The sequence below is a fragment of the Pseudomonas sp. TSO6 genome, assembly GCF_056098905.1.
Genome location: NZ_JBLZWV010000015.1, coordinates 119070 through 140742, shown reverse-complemented (window position 1 = coordinate 140742; position 21673 = coordinate 119070). Strand labels below are relative to the sequence as shown.

Genomic DNA, 21673 nt, shown 5'->3' with positions numbered 1-21673 from the left:
CCGGATGCTCGCCTTTGCCCTGCCCTACACACTGCATGTTCTGGCCGCCCTGGTATGGGTGGGCGGCATGTTCTTCGCCTGGCTGGTACTGCGCCCGGCAACGGTTGCAGCCCTTGAAGGGCCTGCGCGGCTGCGGCTGTGGGTGGAAGTTTTCCGACGCTTCTTCGGCTGGGTCTGGCTGGCGGTGGCGATTTTGGCGATAAGTGGTATCGGCATGTTGCACATGCGTTTCAGCGGCTTCGAGACTGCACCGAAGTACGTGCAGGTAATGATCGGTGGCGGCATCGCCATGTTTGCCTTGTTCATGCGCATCCAGGCGTTGCTGCTGCCGGAGCTGAAGACGGCGGTGCAGGCCGAGGACTGGGCGACGGGTGCGGCGGTGCTGGGGCGGATTCGGCGGATGGTGGGGATCAACCTGCTGCTGGGCCTGGCAGTGGTCGCTGTGGCCAGTTCGCGCCTGATGATCTGACAGCTCTCGGAGGCTGGCAGGGCAATGACCTTGCTTATTATCTGAAAACTTGCGCGATACCTGTGGGAGCGGCCTTGTGTCGCGATTGGGCTGCGAAACAGCCCCCCCGATTTGCGTATCAGTACTGAAACCCTGGGGCCGCTTCGCGGCCCAATCGCGACACAAGGCCGCTCCCACAAAGGATGCCGCCCACAGTGTTCAGAGGTGCTGCAGAATCAGCTCACCTGCGGCGCCTGCCAGGCCGGGCTGCCCAGGCTGCCCAGGCCGGCCATTGGCGCCAGCATCGGTGCTGTACACTAGGCAACCTTTGCTAGCCCCCCCTTTACCCGCCTTGCCCGCCGCCCCGGGCTTGCCTGGGGCGCCACCATCCAGGCGCACGACAACGCGCTCTTGCGGGAAGCCCTGCGGCACGCTCAGGCGAATGCGCCCTCCCGGCGCGCCATCATGCCCGTTGCCGCCGTTATCGCCATTGGCCCCACGGCTGGCCTGGCCCCAGGTGCAGCCACCTGCCTGGCCGTTGCCACCATCAAGCCCCACATAACCGGGCGCGCCCGCGCCACCACGGGCATCGATCGCCACCCGCTCGGCATCCACTTCAGCCAGTTTCAGGTCTAGGCTGCGGCCCGGGCGAGCTGCCCGCTGATAACTACCCGCCGCCCCGGGGGCACTGAATTCACTGCCCTCACCCAACTTCGCGCTACGCGCCTCGATCACCAAGGGGCTATCGGAGGGTGCGATGGCGATGCGCGCATCACGCCCCAGTTCCAGCTGGTCGACCGTCAATTGCGCAAGCGAGGCAGGCAGCAGCAGGGTTGCCGCATCCGCGACACGCAGGTGCGTGAAGTGCACGCTGGCCGACTTGTCGGGCAGGCGCAGCATGGAATTGGCGGCGACCTCCAGGCTTTCAGCCTGGGCCAAGGGAGCGGCCAACATGGCCAGCAACATCAGATTACGCATTTCGGGGCGCCTCCTGCGCACGGGGAATGGACATGACATGGAAGATACCTGTCAGCAGGATCTGCAAACGGTCGAACCAGCGGTGGCTGCGCCCACGCAGGCTGCCATTGAAGAACAGCACCTCGAGCAGGTGCAAGCCGAACAGGACGATGCCAGCGGCATTGATCAACAGATTGAAAGGCACAGGTTGTGGCATCAACTGATTGAACAACACCACACCCCAGAAAGCGACCGTCAAGACCTTGCCCAGGCCCAGGATGAACTTCATACCCCGCCCCCTATTGAATGTTGTTATGTCGAGGCGGCCCGTTCGAGCGGGCCGTGCGACCCACATTAACTGCAATGTCAAGTCAGGCGCCAGCACCGCTCAGTTGAGGTGCAGCTCCACCCGTCGGTTGCGCGCGCGGCCCTCCTCGCTTTCGTTATCGGTGATCGGCTGGCTTTCTCCGCGGCCCTGGCTGGTGACCTTGCCAGGCTCCAGGCCCTGACTGATCAGGTACTCCGCAACGCTGCTGGCACGGCGCTCGGAAAGCGCCTGGTTGTAGCTATCGGAACCCACGTTGTCGGTGTGCCCGATCACACTCACCTTGGCTATCGTCGGCGAGTCGAGTTTTGCCACCAGGCCTTGCAGGCGTTGCTGCGCCGCCGGGGTCAGGTCGGCGGAATCGAAAGCAAACATCACCGCGCCGTTGTCATCGAGGATGATCACCTCTGGCGAGGGCTCAGGTGCAGTGGCAGGCGGCGCTGCCGGGTATACCTTCAGGGGGCACCCCATGTGGTCGACTGCGGTGTTGGCGGGGGTATCGGGGCAATGATCGCGGCGGTCGAAAATACCGTCGCCATCTTCGTCACCATCCTGGGCGTAACAGATCAACCCCCCGGCGATGGCGCCCAGAGCGCCGCCAGCTGCGGCCCAGGTAGAACTTTCAATAGCGCCCAGGTCACCACCAGCCAGGCCGCCCAGCAGGCTGCAGATGGGCCAGGTCCTTTGGTTGAGCGGTGCGCTACCATCGCTGTGGGTAGCGCAGCCCGCGAGCAGGCTGGCAGCCACCAACAACGGCAGCGCCGCCTTCGACGTCACACTCATGCTGAATGCTCCTGTGTCATTGGCCACAAACGGCTGACCGGCATGAAGACGCGCCCGTGCCACTGCCCAAGGCACGGGCGCATGCCGCCTTAGCGCTGGATCTTGATTTCGGTACGGCGGTTCATGGCACGCCCGTCGGCCGTGGCATTGTCAGCTACCGGTTGGGTTTCACCGGCACCGACCACCGAAACGAAGCTGCTGCGCGGTACACCGCTCTCGACCAGGTAATCGGTCACCGAATGGGCGCGGCGCTCGGACAGTTTCTGGTTGTAGCTGTCGGAGCCAACGCTGTCGGTATGGCCGCTGACGCTCAGGCGAGCGGATGGCGCTTCCTGCTTCAGACGCGTGGAAATGGTATTGAGGCGCTCTTTGTCACTGGCGGTCAGGCGCGCGGAATCAAACTCGAAGTGCACATCGCGGATGACGATGACTTCTTCCTTCTGCACCACCACTTCTTCCACCACCGCTACCGGCTCAGGCGGGCACCCGTTGGCATCGACCTGCACACCACGCGGGGTGCCCGGGCACTTGTCACGGCTATCCGGCACGCCGTCGCCATCCTCGTCGCCATCGCCATGGGCCCAGCAATAGCCCGCCGCCAGGCCACCGCCCAGCAACGCACCCCAGCCAGCCCAGCTGGAACTTTCAATAGCGCCCAAAGCGGCGCCGCCTACACCCCCGACGGCGGCACATTTCGGCCAGTCGGTTTTTTGCAAACCTGCACAACCAGTCAACACACTGGTGAGCAGTACCAGGGGTAACGCTGTGCGTACTATGCTCATTTCATTGCTTCTCCTAGGGGGAATCGGCATAAGGCCGATCTCTGGGAGTAAAGACCGCGCTTTCCAACCCTGCCAGCAATAAGCCACGACGTGGTCACATGCCTCTTTGCCCACACGCCGCGGCCCGCTAGTCTTGGACGACTTGAACGAGGATTGGCAATGACCGACGGTTTTTCCCAACGCACGCCGCAGCAAGCCCTGGCGGCCCTGCTCGAACGCTTCACCCCGCAACGCCTGCTACTGGTCGGCACGCGCTTCCCGGCGCTGGACGCCTTCGCCCAGGCGCACCCCCAGGTGACGATCGCCACGGCTGCCCCGGGCCCGCTGCCGGCCGAACTGGCGGCCCAACGCTTTGATCTGGCGGTGCTGGTGGACTGCCTGGAACACCTGCCCAAGCGCACCGGCCTGGAACTGCTCGGCGGCATTCGCAACCTCAATGCCAGCCGGGTAGCGGTGCTGGCCGACCTGGCCGCCTGCGGCTGGCAAGACACCGACTTCTTTGCCCTGGCGCTGTCGGCCAGCGAGAAATTTTGCCGTGACCAGCAGGTATTGAGCCTGTTCACCTATGATCTACATGACTACAAGCAGGTCCCGGACTGGCTCAACGCCAGGTTCTGGGCCAACCCTGAAAACTTCGGCAAGTACTGGTGGTGATGATGAGTGTCTCGGTCTGCCCTTGTGGCAGTGGCAACCTGCTCGACGCCTGCTGCGGGCATTACCATGCCGGTACCCCGGCACCGGATGCCCAGGCGCTGATGCGCTCACGCTACAGCGCTTACGTGCTGGGCCTGGTCGACTACCTGGTGGCCACCACCCTGCCGGCCCAGCAAGCCGAACTGGACCAGGCCGCCATGGCGGCCTGGAGCGCCCAGAGCACCTGGCTGGGCCTGGAGGTGGAAGGCGCCGAAGTGCTGGGCGGCCAGCCGGAGCACGGGTTTGTCACCTTCACCGCGCGCTGGCACGACCAGGATGGCGATCACCAGCACCGTGAACGTTCGGCGTTCGTCCAGCATGCCGGGCGCTGGTACTTCATCGACCCTACGGTTGGGCTGAAGGCCGGGCGCAACGACCCCTGCCCCTGCGCCAGCGGGCAGAAATTCAAGAAATGCTGCGCCAGTTACGTGGGTAGCTGAGCATGATGGCCCGCGCCCGTCTGCTGCTGCCCTGCACACTGATGGCATGCCTGGCGTTGCTGGCGGGCTGTGCCAGTTGGGGGGGTGACGACTGGCGCGAACCCGAAGTGCACCTGGTCGAGGTCGAAACGGTCAAGGCCAGGTTGCTGGAGCAGGAGTTCGTGCTGCACCTACGGGTCGACAACCCCAATGACAGCCGCCTGTTCATCCGCAACCTGTCGTATGCAATACGCCTCAACGACCTGCTGCTGGTGCAGGACGAAGCCAGTGTCTGGCGCAGCGTGGGCGGGCACGCCCGGCGCACCTTCAAGATCACCGCGCGCACCAACCTGTGGCAGCACCTCAAGCCACTGGCCAAGCTGCTCAAAAGCAGGCAGCCGCTGCATTACACCTTGCAGGGCGAACTAGCGACCGGGTTGGTCATCCATCGGAACCTGCACTTATCGCGCAGTGGTGAGATAATCCCCGGCGATCACATCCCGGAGTAACCCTGCAATGTCCCAACAACCCCACGTTCATGGCCCTGACTGCAACCACGAGCATGATCATGACCACCACCACGATCATGGCCATGTACACGGCCCGCACTGCAACCACGGCCACCAGGAGCCGGTACGCAACGCCCTGAAGGACGTTGGCCGTAACGACCCTTGCCCTTGCGGTAGCGAGAAAAAGTTCAAGAAGTGCCACGGCGCCTGATCGACTGGCTCGATTCAAAATCTGCTACGCGGCCTTTCGCCGGGTCGCCCCTAGCAAGTCCTGGTACCAGAGCCCCGCGTCATAGGCGATGGTGACCAGGGTGGTCGCGGCATACCGCGGGTGCTGTGCCATGCGCTGGGCAACAGCGAGGCAGGCTGCGGCGGTATTCCCCACGAAAATGCCACTTTGCATGTAGAACCAGCGCTGTGCAGCCAGCATTTCGGCGTGCTGCACCTGAGCCCGTTCGTCCACCAGCGACCAGTCCATGAAGGGTGGGCAAACACCCACCGCCATGCCTTCAAAGCGATGGTCCGTGAACACGCCCGCCCTTGAATCACAACCGCTGGGGTCGACCAACACCGTCGAAACGTCAAAACCGTGGTCCTTCAGCCCCAAGGTAATGCCTGTGAAGCTTGCGCCAGTGCCGGCGCAGCCGACAAACAGGATTTCCCGCCCGGCCCCGACGTTGGTCAATTGCACGGCAAGCTCACTGGCCGTCTGGTAACGATGGGCTTCAATGCCCACCGGGTTGTTGAATTGATCGGTGTAGAAATAGGACTTGCCCAGTGCGGCCTGGTTCTCCAGGTGATGCATGACGACATCCTTGGGCGTGGCGCCGGCCACCAGCATCTCTTTGCCGATCAGCCTGGCACCAAAACACTCCAGCAAATCCCGTTTGGTCTGGCTGAAGCCAAGCCCTACTGCCAGTTCCACGGCAACCTGATACTTGTGGCAGGCCGCCAGCAAGCCGAAACCGAAACTGCCGCCGGTTTTTTCAATGACCGTGGTCACACCCGGGATGATGTCGCCGTTGCGCAGGGCATGCTCGACAATGTGCCGGGCTGCCCGGTATTTGTGGCTGCCGCCTGGGTTGTTCATTTCCAGTTTGGTGTAGATGCGTTCGCTGACGCTGATGAGCTCGCTCATTTGCGGCTACCTTCCATTGAAGTGTGCAGACAGGCCTTGTTCTGCAGCAGGCCGACAGTGGCGAAGAGCAAACCGATGCAAAGGGCCATGCAGATGGCATTGGTGCCATCCCAGCCAACCGTACTCAGCAACAGCGAAGGGCTGAACGCACCGACGGTTGCCAAAATGGCAATGGCGAGGTCGTTCTTGCCCTGCATCTGCATCGCTGCCGGGCTGTTTTGCAGCGACTGGGCCAGCAATGCGCCGCCGCCGACATACGTCAGGTTCCAGCCCAGCCCGAGGGCAATCAGCGCCAGGGTCATCATGGCGTAGCTGTGCGACCAGATATTCAGCGCCGAGCAACCGATCAACAGTGCCAGCCCGGCACAGATGGTGGTCTTGATGCCCAGCTTCTGGATGATTGCGCCGGTGAAGAATGACGGTGCAAACATGGCAACCACATGCCACTGGATGGCCAGGCGGACATCAGAGAAGTCCTCATGCATGTGTTTCATGTGCATCGATGCCTGAATCATGAGCAGGTTCATGATCCCGTAGCTCAGCGCCGCAACCGCCATGGCAACTTTCACCGACGGGCTGAACGGTTCGCGGGCAGTGGCCGATTTTTCCGCGTGCTGACTGGCTTTGGCGATGCCGGCATCGTCGGGCAGGCAAACGGCAATCAACAGCGACATCAGCGCAAGGCCAACAAACGAGGCATAGCACAGCGAAAATAGCGGGTACCCACCCACGTCCCTTAGCCACTCGGTCAGAGTCGGCCCCACCACGGCTGCAATCACGCCCCCCGCCACCACCAGTGAAAGGGCTTTGGGCTTGAGGCTCTGGGCCAGGTTGTCAGTGGCCGCGAAGCGGTTGAAGTTGGCGAAGGCGATATAAACGCCCAACGCTGAATGGCTCAGTACCAGCAGCTGGAAGTGCTGGTATTCCACGGCCAGATAACCGCTGACACCAGAAGCCGCCAAGGGGATCGACCCCAGCATGAAGGCTTTCTTGCGACCGATACGGCTCATCAACCTGGAGACCGGGTACGTTGCCAGCATCAGGCAGAGAAACTGGAACCCGTAGGGCACGGTGGACCACGCAGCAGCCGGCGCCAATGCGGCTCCGACGATGGCGGCCATGGTCACGGACATGACAGCGGTCGTCAGGTTGATCGACTGTGCGGTGAAGTACAGGTAGGTACGCCGCGGGAGTGTGCTGTTCATAGCGCAGGCTCGTGATAGGTGGACACATCGATTTCGGCATCGGGGAACACGCAGATCAGCCGCTCTTTGCCTTTGCCCAGGCGTTTGCGGCGCACGGACACGCGCCCGATCCGCCGAGGCGACTCAAGGTGTGTGCCGCCACACGGGATTTCGATGCCGTTGTAGGTCCACAGGCGCGCGTCTTCCAGGCCCTGCACGGCGTGGTGTTCGATGGGCGCATCGCAGGCGATCAGCTCATTGGCACGCCGTTCTATCTCCACCACGTCTTCGGCAGTGAATGCGTCTTCGACCAGAAAGTCGAAACGCGCCGAGTCTTCCTTGATATGGCAGCCGATGGTCCACTGTTTCAGTTCTTCACGCAGGCTGATGGCGGCGGCATACAGGAAGTGACTGGCACTGTGAGACAGCGTCAACCGTTCGCGTCGGTCAATATCTATAGTGACCCGGGCCGGCATGCCAACGGTGACTTCATCCAGCAGGTGCAAGTCATCAGGGTGCAGGCTGTGAATAATGATGCCGCCCAGTTTTCCTCCTTTGAAACCTTCCAGGCGAATAGGGCTACCGTAGAGTTTTTTAACCCAGATAAATCGCACGGTACCGATCGGTAGTTCAATCGTGCCGAAATCAGCCTCCTGGCCGCCACCTTCCGGATAGGCCACGGTACTTTGCAACTCGATACCGTCACTGTGCACCCGCGTTACTTGCGTATTGGCGCCCGCCAGGTACTGGTCCTTGTAATACAGCTTCTCGGTATTACGCAAAACTTCATAGTTCAGAGCGTTCATGGTTCCAGTACCACCTGCAGTGATGTTTTTACCTGCACACGGGCAGCGGCAGGGACGTCTTTGGTAATGATGCAGCCCGGCCCGATGAAGGCGCCGTCGCCGACGTGGATAGCACCCAGCACACTGGCGAACGCGCCGATCTGTACCCGGTTGCCCAAGGTCGGGTGCCTGGGGCTCGAAGGGTTGTCACTGATACCCCGGGCGCCCAGGGTGACGCCGCCCAGCACGTAGCAATCGTCACCAATGGTCGATGTTTCACCAATGACGGTGCCCATGCCGTGATCGATGATGAAGCGCGCACCGATACGGCTGCGGAAATGAATCTCCGCCCCCGAGAGCATTTTTCCGCGCCTGGAGATCATGGCGGCCAGGCACTGGCCGCCGGCACCGTAGGTAGAAGCCGTATTGCAGTAGACCCAGTGGGCAAGCCGATAATGCAAAACCGCAGAATAAGAGGTGTAACTCCTTGCAATAAATACCAGGTCGCGGCCAGCCGCTGGATCTTTTTGGGCAAAGGCCTGCAAGTCGGCATGGGCCTGTTCGGAAACACTTTCAATAATCAGTGTTTCTTTCAGCGCTTCGAACTCGTCGATTGAACAGCATTCCAATAACGCCGAGGTCACAAGATTCTTGACTACTTTGAATGACGCCAGTTCGTCAGGCAAAGGGAGCCTGGCAATGACGGCTGATTGCATGTCCATAGTATGCATGGGCTTGATATCCAGTTGTCTGCTCTGCACAGACGCTAAAAGTGCCGCCTTTGCTGGCAGCCGAAAGTTCCGACAAGGGGATAGTGGCAGGTACTGGCCATTTGCAAACGAACAGTCGACAAGCATTTCCGTTAACTGTTAGGCTTTTTTTTCTAACGGTTTCGGACCTGCCATGAACCCCTCCAGCCTTCATCACCTGTTGAAACAGCGCCTGGATGCAGGCGAGTGGTCGCCAGGGCAACGCATGCCCTCCATTCGCAAACTCACGGCCGCCGTCGATTTCAGTTACCACGACGTGGTATCGGCCTATGCCCAGCTGGTCAGCGAAGGTGTGTTGACGGCCTCGCCCGGCCGCGGCTACTTCGTCGCCAACCGCAGCCGGCCGACCAGCGTGATCCACGAGCCCGAGTGCATGGCCGGCGATCCGCTGTTCCGGCTGCTGCAGGGCGGCCAGCACTACACCAAACTGGGCAGCGGCTGGCTGCCGCCGGCGTGGCGCGACACCGAGCTGCTGGCCAAGGCGATTCGCCGCACGGCGCGGCTGGAGCAAAGCTCGCTGGCAGAGTACGGCGACATCCAGGGTTACCTACCCATGCGCAAACAGCTGTGCGTGCACATGAAACGGCTGACCCGTGTCGAAGCCCGCCCCAACCAGTTGCTGACCACCCTGGGCGCCACGCAAGGCCTGGACCTGGTTGCCAGGTTGCTGATCAAGCCAGGCGACCACGTGTTCGTCGACGAGCCGGGCAACGGCAACCTGATCAAGCTGATCCAGCTGGCGGGTGGGCACGTCGTCGGTATCCGGCGGACCCAGGACGGGCCGGATGTGGAGGAAATGCGGCGCTACCTGGCCATCCACAAGGTCAGAGCGTTCTTCTGCAACAGCACCTTCCACAACCCGACCGGCAGCAACATCAGCCCGCACAACGCCTTCAGCGTGCTACGCCTGGCGGTGGAGCACGAGTTCTACGTGGTCGAGGATGATGTGTATGGCGACTTCAGCCCTGCCGTGCGCCAGACCTTCGCCGAGCTGGACAACCTTGACCGGGTCATCTACATCGGCAGTTTTTCCAAATGCCTGTCCGCCTCGTTGCGCGTGGGCTTCATCGCCTGCTCGCAAGACCTGATAGAACCGCTGACCCGCCTGAAACTGCTGACCTGCGTGGCCGTGCCTGCGTTTTGCGAGCGCTTCGTCAACACCATATTGTCGGACGGCACCTACGCCAGGCACATGAAGGATGTGCAGCAGCGCCTGATCCGGCAGCAAGTCCAGACCCAACGCTTGTTGCTCGAGCGCGGCTGGCAGTTCGAGATCGCGCCGCAAGGGGGCATGTTCCTCTGGGTCTACCACCCGGACCTGCCCGACCTGCAACCTCTGGTGCGCAAACTGGAGCAGCACAAGATTCTGCTGATGCCCGGCTCTGCATTCGCGGTCACCCGTGACTACCGACGCTATGCGCGTATCAATTGCACGCATTTTTCCGACACGTTGGCAGACCACTTCAACGTTTGAGCCCGCGCAGGCAAATAAACCGACACAGGACCTTGCATGGCGCCTGCGCGCTTACTACCTTAGCGCCTTTCGAAACCCGCCTCGCCTTGCAGGAGCCCTTGTCATGGCCGCCCCCGCCTTTCCTCCCTTCCGCCTGCGGTTTGCAACCGCCGCCACGCTGCTCGGCATGCTCGGGCTGGCCGGCTGCCAGACGGGCGGCCACCAGGACAGCGTGCCACCGACCAGCGGCGTGCAGCCGCTCAAAGGCCTGGCGCAGAACGTCTCGATCCGCCGCAACGCCATGGGCGCGCCATTGATCGAAAGCAGCAGCTTCCATGATGCGCTGTTCAGCCTGGGCTACGTGCACGCGGGCGACCGTATCGAACAGATGGTCGCCATGCGCCTGCTCGCCCAGGGCCGCCTGGCCGAACTGGCCGGCAGCGACGCGCTGGACATCGACCGCCTGATGCGCGCTGCCAACCTGAAGCAGAACGCCGCCCAGCAATACGCCGACGCATCGCCACGGCTCAAGCGCTTCTTCGAAGTGTATGCACGCGGGGTCAACGCCTACCTGTTCCGCTACCGCGACAAGCTGCCGGCCGACCTGGCCAACAGCGGCTATCGCCCCGAGTACTGGAAGCCCGAAGACTCGGCGCTGATCTTCTGCCTGTACGCGTTCAGCCAGTCGGTGAACCTGCAGGAAGAACTGAGCGCCCTGACCTTGGCGCAGAAAGCCGGCAGCGACAAGCTGGCCTGGTTGCTGCCCGGAGCACCGGATGAGCCGTTGGCCGAAACGGAAGTGGACAAGCTCAAGGGCCTGAACCTGGCCAGCCAGTTGCCGGGCCTGCCAGCGCTGGCGGCCGCCAGCCAGAAACTGGCCGACCTTGACCTGCTCGGCAGCCCGGGCTCGGCCAACCTGGCGCTGGGCCCGCAGCGCAGCCGCAGTGGCAAGAGCCTGCTGGCCAGCGACAGCCGCGCCGCCTGGGCCCTGAGCCCGGTACAAATCCACACGGGCAAGTACCAGGTTGCTGGCCTGTCGTTGCCCGGCCTGCCGATCGTGCTGGCTGGCTACAACGGCAAACTGGCCTGGAGCAGCAGCGCCGTGATGGCCGACAACCAGGACCTGTACCTGGAGCAACTGCGCCGCCAGGGCAGCCAGCTGACCTACCTCGCCGATGGCAAATGGCTGCCGGCCCGCGCCCGTAGCGAAACCTTCTTCGTCCGCGGCCAGCGCCCGCTGCGCGAGGTGATGTACGACACCCGCCACGGCACCTTGCTGGCCCAACCTGATAACGCCAGCCTGGGCCTGGCGCTGAACCTGCCGCAGTTCAAGGCCGACCGCAGCCTGGATGCACTGTTTGACCTGACCCGGGCCAAGAATGTGGAGCGCGCCTTCGACAGCACCCGTGAAGTGACCGCCGCCGCCCTCAACTTCGTCTTCGCCGAGCCCGACCATATCGGCTGGCAGGTCAGCGGCCGTTACCCCAACCGCCGCGAAGGCCAGGGGCTGCTGCCCTCGCCGGGCTGGGACGGGCGCTATGACTGGGATGGCTATGCCGACCCGATGCTGCACCCCTACGACCAGGACCCACCCGCCGGCTGGATCGGCCACGCCAACCAGCGCAGCCTCCCACGTGGCTATGGCATGCAGCTGTCCAGCACCTGGTACTACCCGGAACGCGCTGAACGCCTGGCCCAGCTGGCCGGCAATGGCCGCCACGACAGCCGCAGCCTGATTGCCCTGCAGAACGACCAGGTGACCCTGCTGGCCGCCAAGCTCAAGCAGATGTTCGATGCCCCTGGCATGGCCCAGCCACTGAAACAGGCGATCGATACCCTGCCCGCCGCACAGCGCGACAAGGCCAAAGACGCGCTGGCCCGGCTCAAGGCTTTCGACGGCCGTCTGAGCCCGGTGTCGGCTGATGCAGCGCTGTACGAGCTGTTCCTCCAGGAAGTTGCACGGCAAACGTTCCTCGACGACCTTGGCCCGGAGTCCGGCCCGGCGTGGCAGGCGTTCGTCAGCAATGCCCGGTTGTCATTCTCGGCGCAGGCCGATCACCTGCTGGGCCGCGACGACAGCCCGTTCTGGGATGACCGCAGCACCCCGCAGAAAGAAGACAAACCCACCATCCTCGCCCGCAGCCTGGCTGGCGCGGTGGATGCCGGCACCGCGCAACTGGGTGCCGACCGCCGCGCCTGGCAGTGGGGCAAGCTGCACCAGTACCGCTGGCCGGCACCGGCTTATCATGGCCTGGGCGATGCCACCAGCCGTTCGCCGCTGGCCGCTGGCGGCGACTTCACGACCCTGGCCCTCACGCCGTACGCCTGGGGCAGCGACTTCGACACCCGTCTGCCGGCCTCGGCGCGGATGATCGTCGACTTTGGCCAGGCCGAGCCTTTGCAGGTGCTGACCAGCAGCGGGCAGTCCGGCAACCCGGCCAGCGTGCATTACAGTGACGGGCTGGATGCCTGGTTCAAAGGGCGCTTCATGAGCCTGCCGCTACAGCCGCAGAACTTCGGGCGGGCGTTTGGCAACCAGCGGCTGACACTAGTACCAGCCCGCTAGGGGTCGAGCTTCCAACTCCTTATCCCCGATCCAGGTCTTTAACCTCCTCTATACCGCGTGCGCTGTATCAGCACACGCGGCTTCACTTCATTTAGAGGATGTTCGTAATGACCGCTGCAACCCTGAAGATCGAAGTATCCTGGCCAGCAACGCAAGAAATTCCAGATGGCAGCACCATTGAATTGCAGCTGTGGGCCGGCAATGAGCATGCTAGCTACGGCATGATCGACGTTGAAATTTCCGAAGCGGCGGTCAACTCGCCGGTCACCTTTGAAGTGCCCGTCAATATGCAGGAACTGCAAAGTGAAGATGGCACCACCCGCTGGGACTACTTCCATACATCCCCCAGGCTGGTGCACGGCGGGTTCATCAAGAATATTGCCTACGCAGAAAAGATCAGCGTTGACGAGGCCATGGCATCCGGCTGGAAAATGTCTCTGCGCTGAACAGTGACTGACTAAATCCGGCCATCGCCCCCTGGGTGCGATGGCCGCTGAGTGTCACTCGAACTTTACCGGCCCGATGAGGTTCAGAACTGGCAAGCCCTCAGATTCCGGGATTGCCATGGACCTCGTCATCGCCCGCCCAGAAGGCCTCTACTGCCCGCCCGGTGATTTCTACATAGACCCTTGGCGGCCCGTGGACCGCGCCGTGATCACCCATGGCCACGGTGACCATGCACGCACCGGCAATGGCCATTATCTGACCGCCAGCCCCGGCGCCGGCATCCTGCGTAGCCGCCTGGGCCAAGACATCAACTTGCAGACCCTGCCCTACGGCGAGCGCCTGGTACACTATGGCGTGACCCTGAGCCTGCACCCGGCCGGGCATGTGCTGGGCTCGGCGCAGGTGCGCCTGGAGCATCAAGGCCAAGTCTGGGTCGCCTCTGGTGACTACAAAGTTGAGCCCGATGGCACCTGTACCCCCTTCGAACCGGTGCCGTGCCACACCTTCATCACCGAATCGACCTTCGGCCTGCCGATCTACCGCTGGCCCAGCCAGGGCGAGATTTTTGCCGACATCAACGCGTGGTGGCGGGCCAACAGCGAACAGGGCAAGGCCAGCGTGCTGTTCTGCTATGCCTTCGGCAAGGCCCAGCGCATTCTGCATGGGCTGGACCCCAACATCGGCCCGATCCTCGTGCATGGCGCCGTCGAGCCGCTCAACCGGGTGTACCGGGACGCCGGTATACACCTGCCGCAGACCCACTATGCCGGCGATATCCCGCGCAACGACCCTTTGCTGCGCCAGGCGCTGGTCCTGGCACCACCCTCGGCCGGTGGCAGCAGCTGGATGCGCCGCTTCGGCGAGTACAGCGACGCCTTCGCCAGCGGCTGGATGCTGTTGCGCGGCACCCGCCGGCGGCGCGGCGTGGACCGCGGCTTCGTGCTCTCTGACCATGCCGACTGGCCTGGCCTGCTGTGGGCAATCGGCCAGACCGGCGCCGACCGGGTGATGGTCACCCACGGCTCGGTCAACGTGCTGGTGCGCTACCTCAACGAAAAAGGCCTTGATGCCCGCGCCTTCGCCACCGAATACGGCGACGAGGACGACGTTGCCCCTACCGAACCCACACCATGAAAGCCTTCGCCACGTTGTACCTGCGCCTGGATGCGACCACCTCCAGCAACGCCAAGCTTGAGGCGCTGCGCGATTATTTCGCCACGGCCCCCGCCGAGGATGCGGCCTGGGCCGTGTACTTTCTGGCCGGCGGGCGCCCGCGCCAGCTGGTGCCCACGCGCGTGTTGCGCGAACAGGCAACGGCACAGGCCGGGTTGCCGGACTGGCTCTTTGAAGAAAGCTACCAGGCGGTGGGTGACCTGGCCGAAACCATTTCGCTGTTGGTGCCCGTACACGCCCATGGCAGCGATGAAGGCCTTGCCACCTGGGTAGAACAGCATTTGCTGCCTCTGCGCGGGCTATCGCCTGAAGAGGTTCAGCAGCGCCTGCAGCCGCTGTGGGCGCAGCTGGACCGCCCCAGCCTGATGCTGTGCCTGAAGCTGATCACGGGCAGTTTTCGCGTGGGTGTGTCCAAGTTGCTGGTCACCCGCGCCCTGGCACAACTGGCCGGGCTTGACGCCAAACGCGTCGCCCAGCGGATGGTCGGCTACACCGATATCAGCCATCGCCCCACGGCGGCCAGCTACCAGATGCTGATCGCCGCCGAGTCGGCCGATGAACACCGCCAGCGCGGCGGCCAGCCCTACCCGTTCTTCCTGGCGCACCCGCTGCAAGCGCCAACCGAACAGTTCGACACACTGCTCGGGCCGCCGAACGCATGGCAGATCGAGTGGAAATGGGACGGCATTCGCGCCCAGGTGGTCAAGCGCGAGGGCCAACTGTGGGTCTGGTCGCGTGGTGAGGAGCTGGTTACCGAACGCTTCCCCGAGCTGCACAGCCTGGCGCAGACGTTACCCGATGGCGTGGTGCTGGATGGTGAAATCCTGGTATGGAAGCCAGGCGCTACCCCCGCAGAACTGGCCGTACAGCCTTTTGCCCTGTTACAGCAGCGCATCGGGCGCAAGACGCTGGGCAAAAAATTGCTGAGCGATGCCCCGGTGGTACTGCAAGCCTACGACCTGCTGGAGTGGCAAGGCGAGGACTGGCGCAATCGGCCGCAGCACGAGCGCCGTCGGCAACTGGAACGGTTGGTGGAAGACCACCCGCTGGCCCCGGTGCTGCTGTCGCCGGTGCTCGAAGGCCCGGACTGGGCCGACCTCGCCCGCCAGCGCGAGCAATCACGCAGCCTGGGTGTCGAGGGCCTGATGCTCAAGCAACGTGAAGCCTTGTACGGCGTTGGGCGCACCAAGGACATGGGCACCTGGTGGAAGTGGAAGATCGACCCGTTCAGCGTCGATGCCGTGCTGATATACGCCCAGCGCGGCCACGGCCGGCGGGCCAGCCTGTACAGCGACTACACCTTCGCCGTGTGGGACGCACCGGCCGGCACCCCGGGGCGCGCACTGGTGCCCTTTGCCAAGGCCTACTCCGGGCTCAGTGACGAAGAAATGCGCAAGGTCGACGCCATCATCCGCAGGACCACGGTGGAAACCTTCGGCCCGGTGCGCAGCGTGACCCCGACACTGGTGTTCGAACTGGGCTTCGAAGGCATCGCATTATCGAAGCGCCATAAAAGCGGCATCGCCGTGCGCTTTCCGCGCATGCTGCGCTGGCGGCTGGACAAACCGGTGGAAGAGGCGGATGACCTGGCGACCCTGCAGGCATTGCTGGCCTGAGGCAGTTTCGGCCCCCGGAGGGCCTCTTCGCGGGCATGCCCGCTTCCACAGGTTACCGCGCCAGACCCGGATCCTGCACAGTACCTGTAGGAGCGGGCTTGCCCGCGAAGAAGCCTGCGCGGTGACTGGAGCGAAAGCGAGGGAGGCGCAAGGCCAAAAACTATGCTTCTATCTTTGTGCCGACCCGTGTCGCAGACCGTATTCGCCACGCATCCAGGACCACCATGCACCATTCAACACACGACCTGCTCTCACCCGTTCCGGGCATTACCCGCCAACTGCACAGCTTTCACTTCGGCCCCCGCGGTGGTGGCAAGGTTTATATACAGGCCTCGCTGCACGCCGACGAGCTACCGGGCATGCTGGTGGCCTGGCACCTCAAACGCCGCCTGGCGGAACTTGAACAACAAGGCCGCCTGCAACGTGAAATCATCCTGGTACCGGTGGCCAACCCGGTCGGCCTGGAGCAAGTGCTGCTGGATGCGCCACTGGGGCGCTTCGAACTGCAAAGCGGCGAGAACTTCAACCGCAATTTCGTCGACCTGTCGGACAGCATCGGCGACCAGATCGAAGAACACCTGACCCAGGACCCGGCCCACAACATCGCACTTATCCGCGAATACCTGCGCCGTGGGCTGGATGCACACCCGGCCCGCACACCCCTGCAGGCCCAGCGCCTGATCCTGCAGCGGCTGGCCTGCGACGCCGACATGGTGCTGGACCTGCACTGCGATTTCGAGGCGGTCGAGCACCTGTACACCACACCAGACGCCTGGCCGCAGATCGAGCCGCTGGCCCGCTACCTGGGTGCCCAGGCCAGCCTGCTGGCCACCGACTCGGGCGGGCAGTCGTTCGACGAATGCTTCAGCCTGGTCTGGTGGCAGTTGCAGCAACGCTTCGGCAAGCGCTTCCCGATTCCGCTGGGCTGCTGCTCGGTGACCGTCGAGTTGCGCGGCCAGGCGGATGTCTGCCATGACCTGGCCAGCAAGGATTGCCAGGCGATAATCAACTTCCTGACCCACGCGGGTGTAATCGAAGGCGCCAGCCCCTCCTTGCCGGCCTTGCTCCACCCCGCCACGCCGCTGGCCGCTGTGGAGCCGGTGTCGACGCCACTCGGCGGCTTGCTGGTGTATCACGCCAAACCCGGGCAGCACCTGGAAGCCGGCCAGTTGATCGCAGAAATCATCGACCCGCTCAGCGACCGGGTGACCGCAGTGCGTAACAGCCAGCCGGGCCTGTTGTACGCCCGCAGCGTGCGGCGCATGGCAACGGCTGGCATGGTCATCGCCCATGTGGCCGGCGAGCAGGTGTGCCGCAGCGGCTATCTGCTGGGCAACTGATTCGGTAAAACCATTGCCCCTGGCGGATGGTCTGTAGAAGCACACCCTTCGACGGACCACTGCCTCATGCCCGCCGCCACCGACCTTGCCAATGCCTGGTTCGCCAAACGAGGGTGGAAGCCGTTCGCTTTCCAGCGACGCGTGTGGGCAGCTGTCGAGCGTGGTGAGTCTGGCCTGCTGCACGCCAGCACCGGCGCCGGCAAAACCTACGCCGTGTGGCTCGCCGCGCTTCGCGCTTTCAAGCCCCAGCCCCAAGGCAGCCAACCTGTGCCCTTGCAGGTGGTGTGGGTCACGCCCATGCGGGCCTTGGCCGCCGACACTGCGCGCGCCTTGCAAACGCCGCTCGATGAGCTTGAACTGCCCTGGCGCGTAGGCGTGCGCAGCGGCGACACCGGCAGCGCCGAACGCGCTCGGCAAGCACGGCGCCTGCCCAGCGTGCTGGTCACCACCCCCGAAAGCCTGACCTTGCTGCTGACCCGGGCACAGGCCCGCGAAGATTTCGCCACGCTGCGCCTGGTGGTGGTGGATGAATGGCACGAACTGCTGGGCAACAAGCGCGGTGTACAACTGCAACTGGCACTGGCCCACCTGCGCCAGTGGCACCCCGCGCTGCCCACCTGGGGCCTCTCTGCCACGCTTGGCAACCTGCAACACGCGCTGGACGTATTGCTGCCCCAAGGCGGCCTGCTGGTACAGGGCCGCCAGGACAAGGCGCTACAGGTCGATACCCTGCTGCCGGCGGCGATCGAACGCTTCCCCTGGGCCGGGCACATGGGCCTGAAGATGCTCGAACAGGTCAGTCATGAGATCGACACCAGTGCCAGTTGCCTGGTGTTTACCAACACGCGCGCCCAGGCCGAACTCTGGTACCAGGCCCTGCTTGAAGCCCGCCCCGACTGGGCCGGGCTGATTGCCTTGCACCATGCCTCGCTGGCCCGGGAAACCCGAGACTGGGTCGAGCGCAGCCTCAAGCAAGGCAGCCTGAAGGCAGTGGTCTGTACGTCCAGCCTGGACCTGGGCGTGGACTTCCTGCCGGTGGAGCGGGTGCTGCAAATCGGCTCGGCCAAGGGCATTGCCCGCCTGATGCAGCGGGCTGGCCGCTCCGGCCATGCACCGGGGCGGCGTTCGCGGATAACCCTGGTGCCCACTCACAGCCTTGAACTGGTGGAAGCCGCAGCGGCGCGCCAGGCACTTGCGGCCGGGCACATCGAAGCGCGCGTCTCGCCACGGCTGTGCATGGACGTGCTGGTGCAGCATTTGGTCAGCATGGCCCTGGGCAGTGGCTTTGACGCCGAACAGCTACTGGCCGAAGTGCGCAGCACCTGGGCGTTCGCCGCATTGCGCGACAGCCAGTGGCAATGGGCCCTGGACTTCGTCTGCCACGGCGGCGGCTCACTCAGCGCCTACCCGGACTACCAGCGCGTCGAACGCCAGGCCGATGGCATTTACCGGGTCGCCAGCGAACGCCTGGCGCGGCGCCATCGCATGAGCATCGGCACCATCGTCAGCGATGCCAACCTGCAACTTAAATATTGGTCCAAGGGCGGCGGGGGCAAGACATTGGGCAGTGTTGAAGAGGCATTCATTTCCCGCCTGAGGCCCGGCGATACGCTGGTATTTGCCGGGCGCGTGCTGGAACTGGTGCGCGTGGAAAACATGACGGCCTATGTGCGTCGCAGCACTGCGCGCAAGGCTGCGGTGGCACGCTGGAATGGCGGGCGCATGCCGCTGTCAAGCGAACTGGCCGACGCGTTGATCGAACAGCTCGATGCCGCAGCCCATGAACGCTTCGACGGCCCTGAGATGCGTGCGGTGCGCCCGCTGCTGGCGCTACAGGCCCAATGGTCGGCGTTGCCCACCACCGGCACACTGCTGGCCGAGACGTTCAAATCCCGCCAGGGCTGGCACTTGTTCCTGTACCCGTTTGCCGGGCGCATGGCCAACCTGGGCCTGGCCAACCTGATCGCCTGGCGGGTAAGCCACGTGCAGCCGCTGTCGGTGTCCATTGCTGTCAACGATTACGGGTTCGAACTGCTCAGCCCCGGTAACGTGGACTGGGCGGCGCACTTACCTCCGGCGCTTGCAACCGGGCAACTGCTGGAAGATGTGCTGGCCAGCCTGAATGCGGGAGAAATGGCGTTGCGGCGCTTTCGTGAGATCGCCCAGATAGCCGGACTGGTGTTTGGCGGGTACCCGGCGGCGCAGAAAAGCACCCGACAGATCCAGGCGTCCAGTGGGCTGTTCTACGAGGTTTTCCGCAAGCATGACGCCGGGAATCTGCTGCTGGGTCAGGCGCGGGATGAGGTGCTGAGCGAGGAGCTGGAAATCGAACGGCTGCATCGGCATTTGCTGAAAATGAACGGCCTGCAACTGGATTTGCGTATGTTGAAACGGCCAGGGCCGTTGGCGTTTGCCTTGCTGGTGGAGGGCATGCGCGAGACCCTGAGCACCGAAAAACTGGCGGACCGCATTGCGCGGATGGTCGCTGAACTTGAACGCGCGGCAGGCGGGCCAGAATGACCCATCAGCCTATCGAGCACTGCGGTCAGACGCTTTGGCTGCTTGCCGACAAGGCCATCTACTGGCCTGCTCGCCGGGCCTTGCTGGTTGCCGACCTGCACATCGGCAAGGCCGCCAGCTATCGCGCCCTGCATCAACCAGTACCGCGCGGCACCACCGCAGCCACCCTCGCCCGGCTAGACGCCCTGCTGGCAGCACACGACTGCGAGCAACTCATCGTCCTGGGCGACTTTCTCCATGCGCGCACCGCCCGCGCCCCCGCAACGCTGGCCAGGCTTCAGGTGTGGCGGGAGCGGCATGAGCACCTGCATATCGTGCTGATACGCGGCAACCATGATCGCAACGCTGGCGATCCACCCGCTTCGCTGCGCATTGAAGTAAAGGATGAACCCTGGATACTGGAGCCGTTTGCGCTACAGCACGAGCCCCGGCCCCACACGATGCACCCGGTGCTGGCAGGCCATGTACACCCGGCATTCGTCCTGCGCGGGAAGGCCCGCCAGCGCGTGCGATTGCCATGTTTCCTGATCGATGAAGGCGTCAGCCTGCTACCGGCATTCGGAGAATTCACCGGCGGCTGGACAATCGCACCCGGCGCAACCGGCCGGATATACCTGGCCGGCGCAGGGCGGGTCTGGGCGCTGTAACGGTGCTCAGGCTACAGGCGCTGGCGGCGGCTCGTCCGGCAACGTCGGCTCACCCGGCTCCATGGGTTGCGTTTCACCCGGTTCCGGTGGCTGTGGCGTATCGGGATCAGGCTGATGGGGCACGCCCCCCGCCTGCATCGGCAGCGGGTGCGCCAGCAGTGACCAGGGCAACAACCCGATGTGGTTAGGCTGCAGGCCTGCCAGCTTGGCACTGATTGCGGGATGGAGTTTCATTGGCGGCTCCTGACGAAGGCCGATGCACATCATGCGCACCGGCATTACTGCGTTGGAGTGCCAAAGGCACGGGGAATTCCCCGCGTTTGTCGGCTCAGGTACGTGGCAGGGTAACGCCGCGCTGGCCCTGGTATTTGCCGCCACGGTCCTTGTAGGACACTTCGCACTCTTCGTCAGACTGCAGGAACAGCATCTGCGCCACGCCTTCGTTGGCGTAAATTTTTGCCGGCAGCGTGGTGGTGTTAGAGAACTCCAGCGTCACATGGCCTTCCCACTCGGGCTCGAGCGGGGTGACATTGACGATGATGCCGCAACGGGCATAGGTGCTCTTGCCCAGGCAGATGGTCAGCACGTCACGCGGAATGCGGAAGTACTCGACGGTGCGGGCCAGGGCGAAGGAGTTCGGCGGGATGATGCACACGTCGCTTTTGATATCGACGAAGCTGCCGGCATCGAAGTTCTTGGGGTCGACGGTGGCCGAGTTGATGTTGGTGAAAACCTTGAATTCGTCGGCGCAACGCACGTCGTAGCCGTAGCTGGAGACACCGAAGGAAATGACCCGGCTGTCCTGTTCGCCGCGCACCTGGCGCTCGACGAACGGTTCGATCATGCCGTGTTCCTGCGCCATGCGGCGAATCCACTTGTCCGATTTGATGCTCATGGCGGGGGTGTCCTGAAGAGTTGCGTGGTAAAAATCGTGATCCGCATCTTACCGGTCCCGGCGCCCAGGTTAAAGTTCTATGCCGCATCCCGCGCCAAGCGGAGGCTGCAGCCACCGTCGATCCGAATTTGCCTAAAGCACCTTCAGACCATTGGCAGGTTGCGGAAAGTGGGGTAAGGTGACGCCACTGTGCTGCACGTGACACCGAGAATCTCTAGTTTGA

Annotated in this window: 23 protein-coding genes; 13 read left to right on the top strand and 10 right to left on the bottom strand. The window is 63.6% G+C overall.

From position 1 onward, the window contains the following. Window positions 1–4 precede the first annotated feature (4 nt). Entirely contained in the window at window positions 5–469 is a 465-nt protein-coding gene (locus ACN6NG_RS05015) for a CopD family protein (protein ID WP_059395481.1), read from the top strand. A gap of 198 nt (window positions 470–667) precedes the next feature. On the opposite strand, the gene ACN6NG_RS05010 is transcribed toward ACN6NG_RS05015, so the two are convergent. The 4 genes from ACN6NG_RS05010 to ACN6NG_RS04995 form a co-directional block, all read right to left on the bottom strand. After that, entirely contained in the window at window positions 668–1426 is a 759-nt protein-coding gene (locus tag ACN6NG_RS05010; RefSeq protein WP_063422177.1) for a hypothetical protein, read from the bottom strand. Beyond that, entirely contained in the window at window positions 1419–1694 is a 276-nt protein-coding gene (locus ACN6NG_RS05005) for a DUF1145 domain-containing protein (RefSeq protein ID WP_043197545.1), read from the bottom strand. The genes ACN6NG_RS05010 and ACN6NG_RS05005 overlap by 8 nt, the downstream gene beginning before the upstream one ends. Window positions 1695–1793: 99 nt before the next feature. Continuing rightward, window positions 1794–2513 (bottom strand): PA1041 family peptidoglycan-binding anchor lipoprotein, encoded by a 720-nt coding sequence (locus tag ACN6NG_RS05000; RefSeq protein WP_474313116.1) that lies wholly within the window; start codon window positions 2511–2513, stop codon window positions 1794–1796. Between the two features lie 89 nt (window positions 2514–2602). Beyond that, the gene (locus ACN6NG_RS04995) at window positions 2603–3295 is read right to left on the bottom strand and encodes a PA1041 family peptidoglycan-binding anchor lipoprotein (RefSeq protein ID WP_063422179.1); all 693 of its coding nucleotides are present in this window, start codon (window positions 3293–3295) and stop codon (window positions 2603–2605) included. Between the two features lie 159 nt (window positions 3296–3454). Here ACN6NG_RS04995 and ACN6NG_RS04990 point away from each other — a divergent pair, with 159 nt between their 5' ends. The 4 genes from ACN6NG_RS04990 to ACN6NG_RS04975 are packed head-to-tail and all read left to right on the top strand — an operon-like array spanning window position 3455 to window position 5127. Further along, window positions 3455–3949, top strand: coding sequence for a DUF6231 family protein (locus ACN6NG_RS04990; RefSeq protein ID WP_012273855.1), 495 nt, complete (start codon window positions 3455–3457; stop codon window positions 3947–3949). 2 nt (window positions 3950–3951) lie between these two features. Next, window positions 3952–4428, top strand: coding sequence for a YchJ family protein (locus ACN6NG_RS04985; protein ID WP_063422187.1), 477 nt, complete (start codon window positions 3952–3954; stop codon window positions 4426–4428). Window positions 4429–4430: 2 nt separating this feature from the next. After that, window positions 4431–4916 carry an LEA/WHy family protein gene (locus tag ACN6NG_RS04980; RefSeq protein ID WP_474313113.1) on the top strand — a complete coding sequence of 162 codons (486 nt, stop codon included), beginning with the start codon at window positions 4431–4433 and terminating at the stop codon, window positions 4914–4916. 7 nt (window positions 4917–4923) lie between these two features. Further along, complete coding sequence (locus tag ACN6NG_RS04975) at window positions 4924–5127, top strand: SEC-C metal-binding domain-containing protein (protein ID WP_063422189.1); 204 nt, start codon at window positions 4924–4926, stop codon at window positions 5125–5127. A 24-nt stretch (window positions 5128–5151) separates the two neighbouring features. Here the strand turns inward: ACN6NG_RS04975 and ACN6NG_RS04970 are convergent, their stop codons facing one another. The 4 genes from ACN6NG_RS04970 to ACN6NG_RS04955 are packed head-to-tail and all read right to left on the bottom strand — an operon-like array spanning window position 5152 to window position 8754. Next, complete coding sequence (locus tag ACN6NG_RS04970) at window positions 5152–6054, bottom strand: pyridoxal-phosphate dependent enzyme (RefSeq protein WP_063422190.1); 903 nt, start codon at window positions 6052–6054, stop codon at window positions 5152–5154. Further along, window positions 6051–7259, bottom strand: a complete 1209-nt coding sequence (locus tag ACN6NG_RS04965) for an MFS transporter (protein ID WP_353456279.1) — start codon at window positions 7257–7259, stop codon at window positions 6051–6053. Before ACN6NG_RS04965 ends, ACN6NG_RS04970 begins: the two co-directional genes overlap by 4 nt. After that, window positions 7256–8044, bottom strand: coding sequence for an alanyl-tRNA editing protein (locus ACN6NG_RS04960; protein ID WP_063422192.1), 789 nt, complete (start codon window positions 8042–8044; stop codon window positions 7256–7258). Before ACN6NG_RS04960 ends, ACN6NG_RS04965 begins: the two co-directional genes overlap by 4 nt. Then, window positions 8041–8754 (bottom strand): serine O-acetyltransferase, encoded by a 714-nt coding sequence (locus ACN6NG_RS04955; protein ID WP_353456280.1) that lies wholly within the window; start codon window positions 8752–8754, stop codon window positions 8041–8043. The genes ACN6NG_RS04960 and ACN6NG_RS04955 overlap by 4 nt, the downstream gene beginning before the upstream one ends. 172 nt (window positions 8755–8926) lie before the next feature. Between ACN6NG_RS04955 and ACN6NG_RS04950 the strand changes: the two genes are divergently transcribed. The 8 genes from ACN6NG_RS04950 (at window position 8927) to pdeM (ending at window position 20555) form a co-directional block, all read left to right on the top strand. Then, a complete protein-coding gene (locus ACN6NG_RS04950) occupies window positions 8927–10267 on the top strand; it encodes an aminotransferase-like domain-containing protein (protein WP_063422193.1) in 1341 nt (446 codons plus the stop codon). A 103-nt stretch (window positions 10268–10370) separates the two neighbouring features. After that, on the top strand, window positions 10371–12812 hold the full coding sequence (locus ACN6NG_RS04945; RefSeq protein WP_353456281.1) for a penicillin acylase family protein: 2442 nt from the start codon (window positions 10371–10373) through the stop codon (window positions 12810–12812). A gap of 107 nt (window positions 12813–12919) precedes the next feature. After that, entirely contained in the window at window positions 12920–13258 is a 339-nt protein-coding gene (locus ACN6NG_RS04940; protein ID WP_353456282.1) for a hypothetical protein, read from the top strand. Between the two features lie 118 nt (window positions 13259–13376). Further along, window positions 13377–14393 carry a ligase-associated DNA damage response exonuclease gene (locus ACN6NG_RS04935; RefSeq protein ID WP_474313110.1) on the top strand — a complete coding sequence of 339 codons (1017 nt, stop codon included), beginning with the start codon at window positions 13377–13379 and terminating at the stop codon, window positions 14391–14393. After that, entirely contained in the window at window positions 14390–16048 is a 1659-nt protein-coding gene (locus tag ACN6NG_RS04930; protein WP_063422197.1) for an ATP-dependent DNA ligase, read from the top strand. Before ACN6NG_RS04935 ends, ACN6NG_RS04930 begins: the two co-directional genes overlap by 4 nt. 224 nt (window positions 16049–16272) lie before the next feature. Beyond that, window positions 16273–17388: a succinylglutamate desuccinylase/aspartoacylase family protein gene (locus ACN6NG_RS04925; RefSeq protein ID WP_016498229.1), complete on the top strand. Its 1116-nt coding sequence runs from the start codon at window positions 16273–16275 to the stop codon at window positions 17386–17388. Window positions 17389–17454: 66 nt separating this feature from the next. Then, window positions 17455–19908, top strand: coding sequence for a ligase-associated DNA damage response DEXH box helicase (locus ACN6NG_RS04920; RefSeq protein WP_063422198.1), 2454 nt, complete (start codon window positions 17455–17457; stop codon window positions 19906–19908). Further along, window positions 19905–20555, top strand: coding sequence for a ligase-associated DNA damage response endonuclease PdeM (gene pdeM / locus ACN6NG_RS04915; RefSeq protein WP_063422199.1), 651 nt, complete (start codon window positions 19905–19907; stop codon window positions 20553–20555). The genes ACN6NG_RS04920 and pdeM overlap by 4 nt, the downstream gene beginning before the upstream one ends. Before the next feature lie 6 nt (window positions 20556–20561). Here pdeM and ACN6NG_RS04910 read toward each other — a convergent pair whose 3' ends face one another. Then, complete coding sequence (locus tag ACN6NG_RS04910; RefSeq protein ID WP_016498226.1) at window positions 20562–20789, bottom strand: hypothetical protein; 228 nt, start codon at window positions 20787–20789, stop codon at window positions 20562–20564. Window positions 20790–20883: 94 nt separating this feature from the next. Next, window positions 20884–21450, bottom strand: a complete 567-nt coding sequence (gene dcd / locus ACN6NG_RS04905) for a dCTP deaminase (protein ID WP_003258001.1) — start codon at window positions 21448–21450, stop codon at window positions 20884–20886. Window positions 21451–21673: the final 223 nt, after the last annotated feature.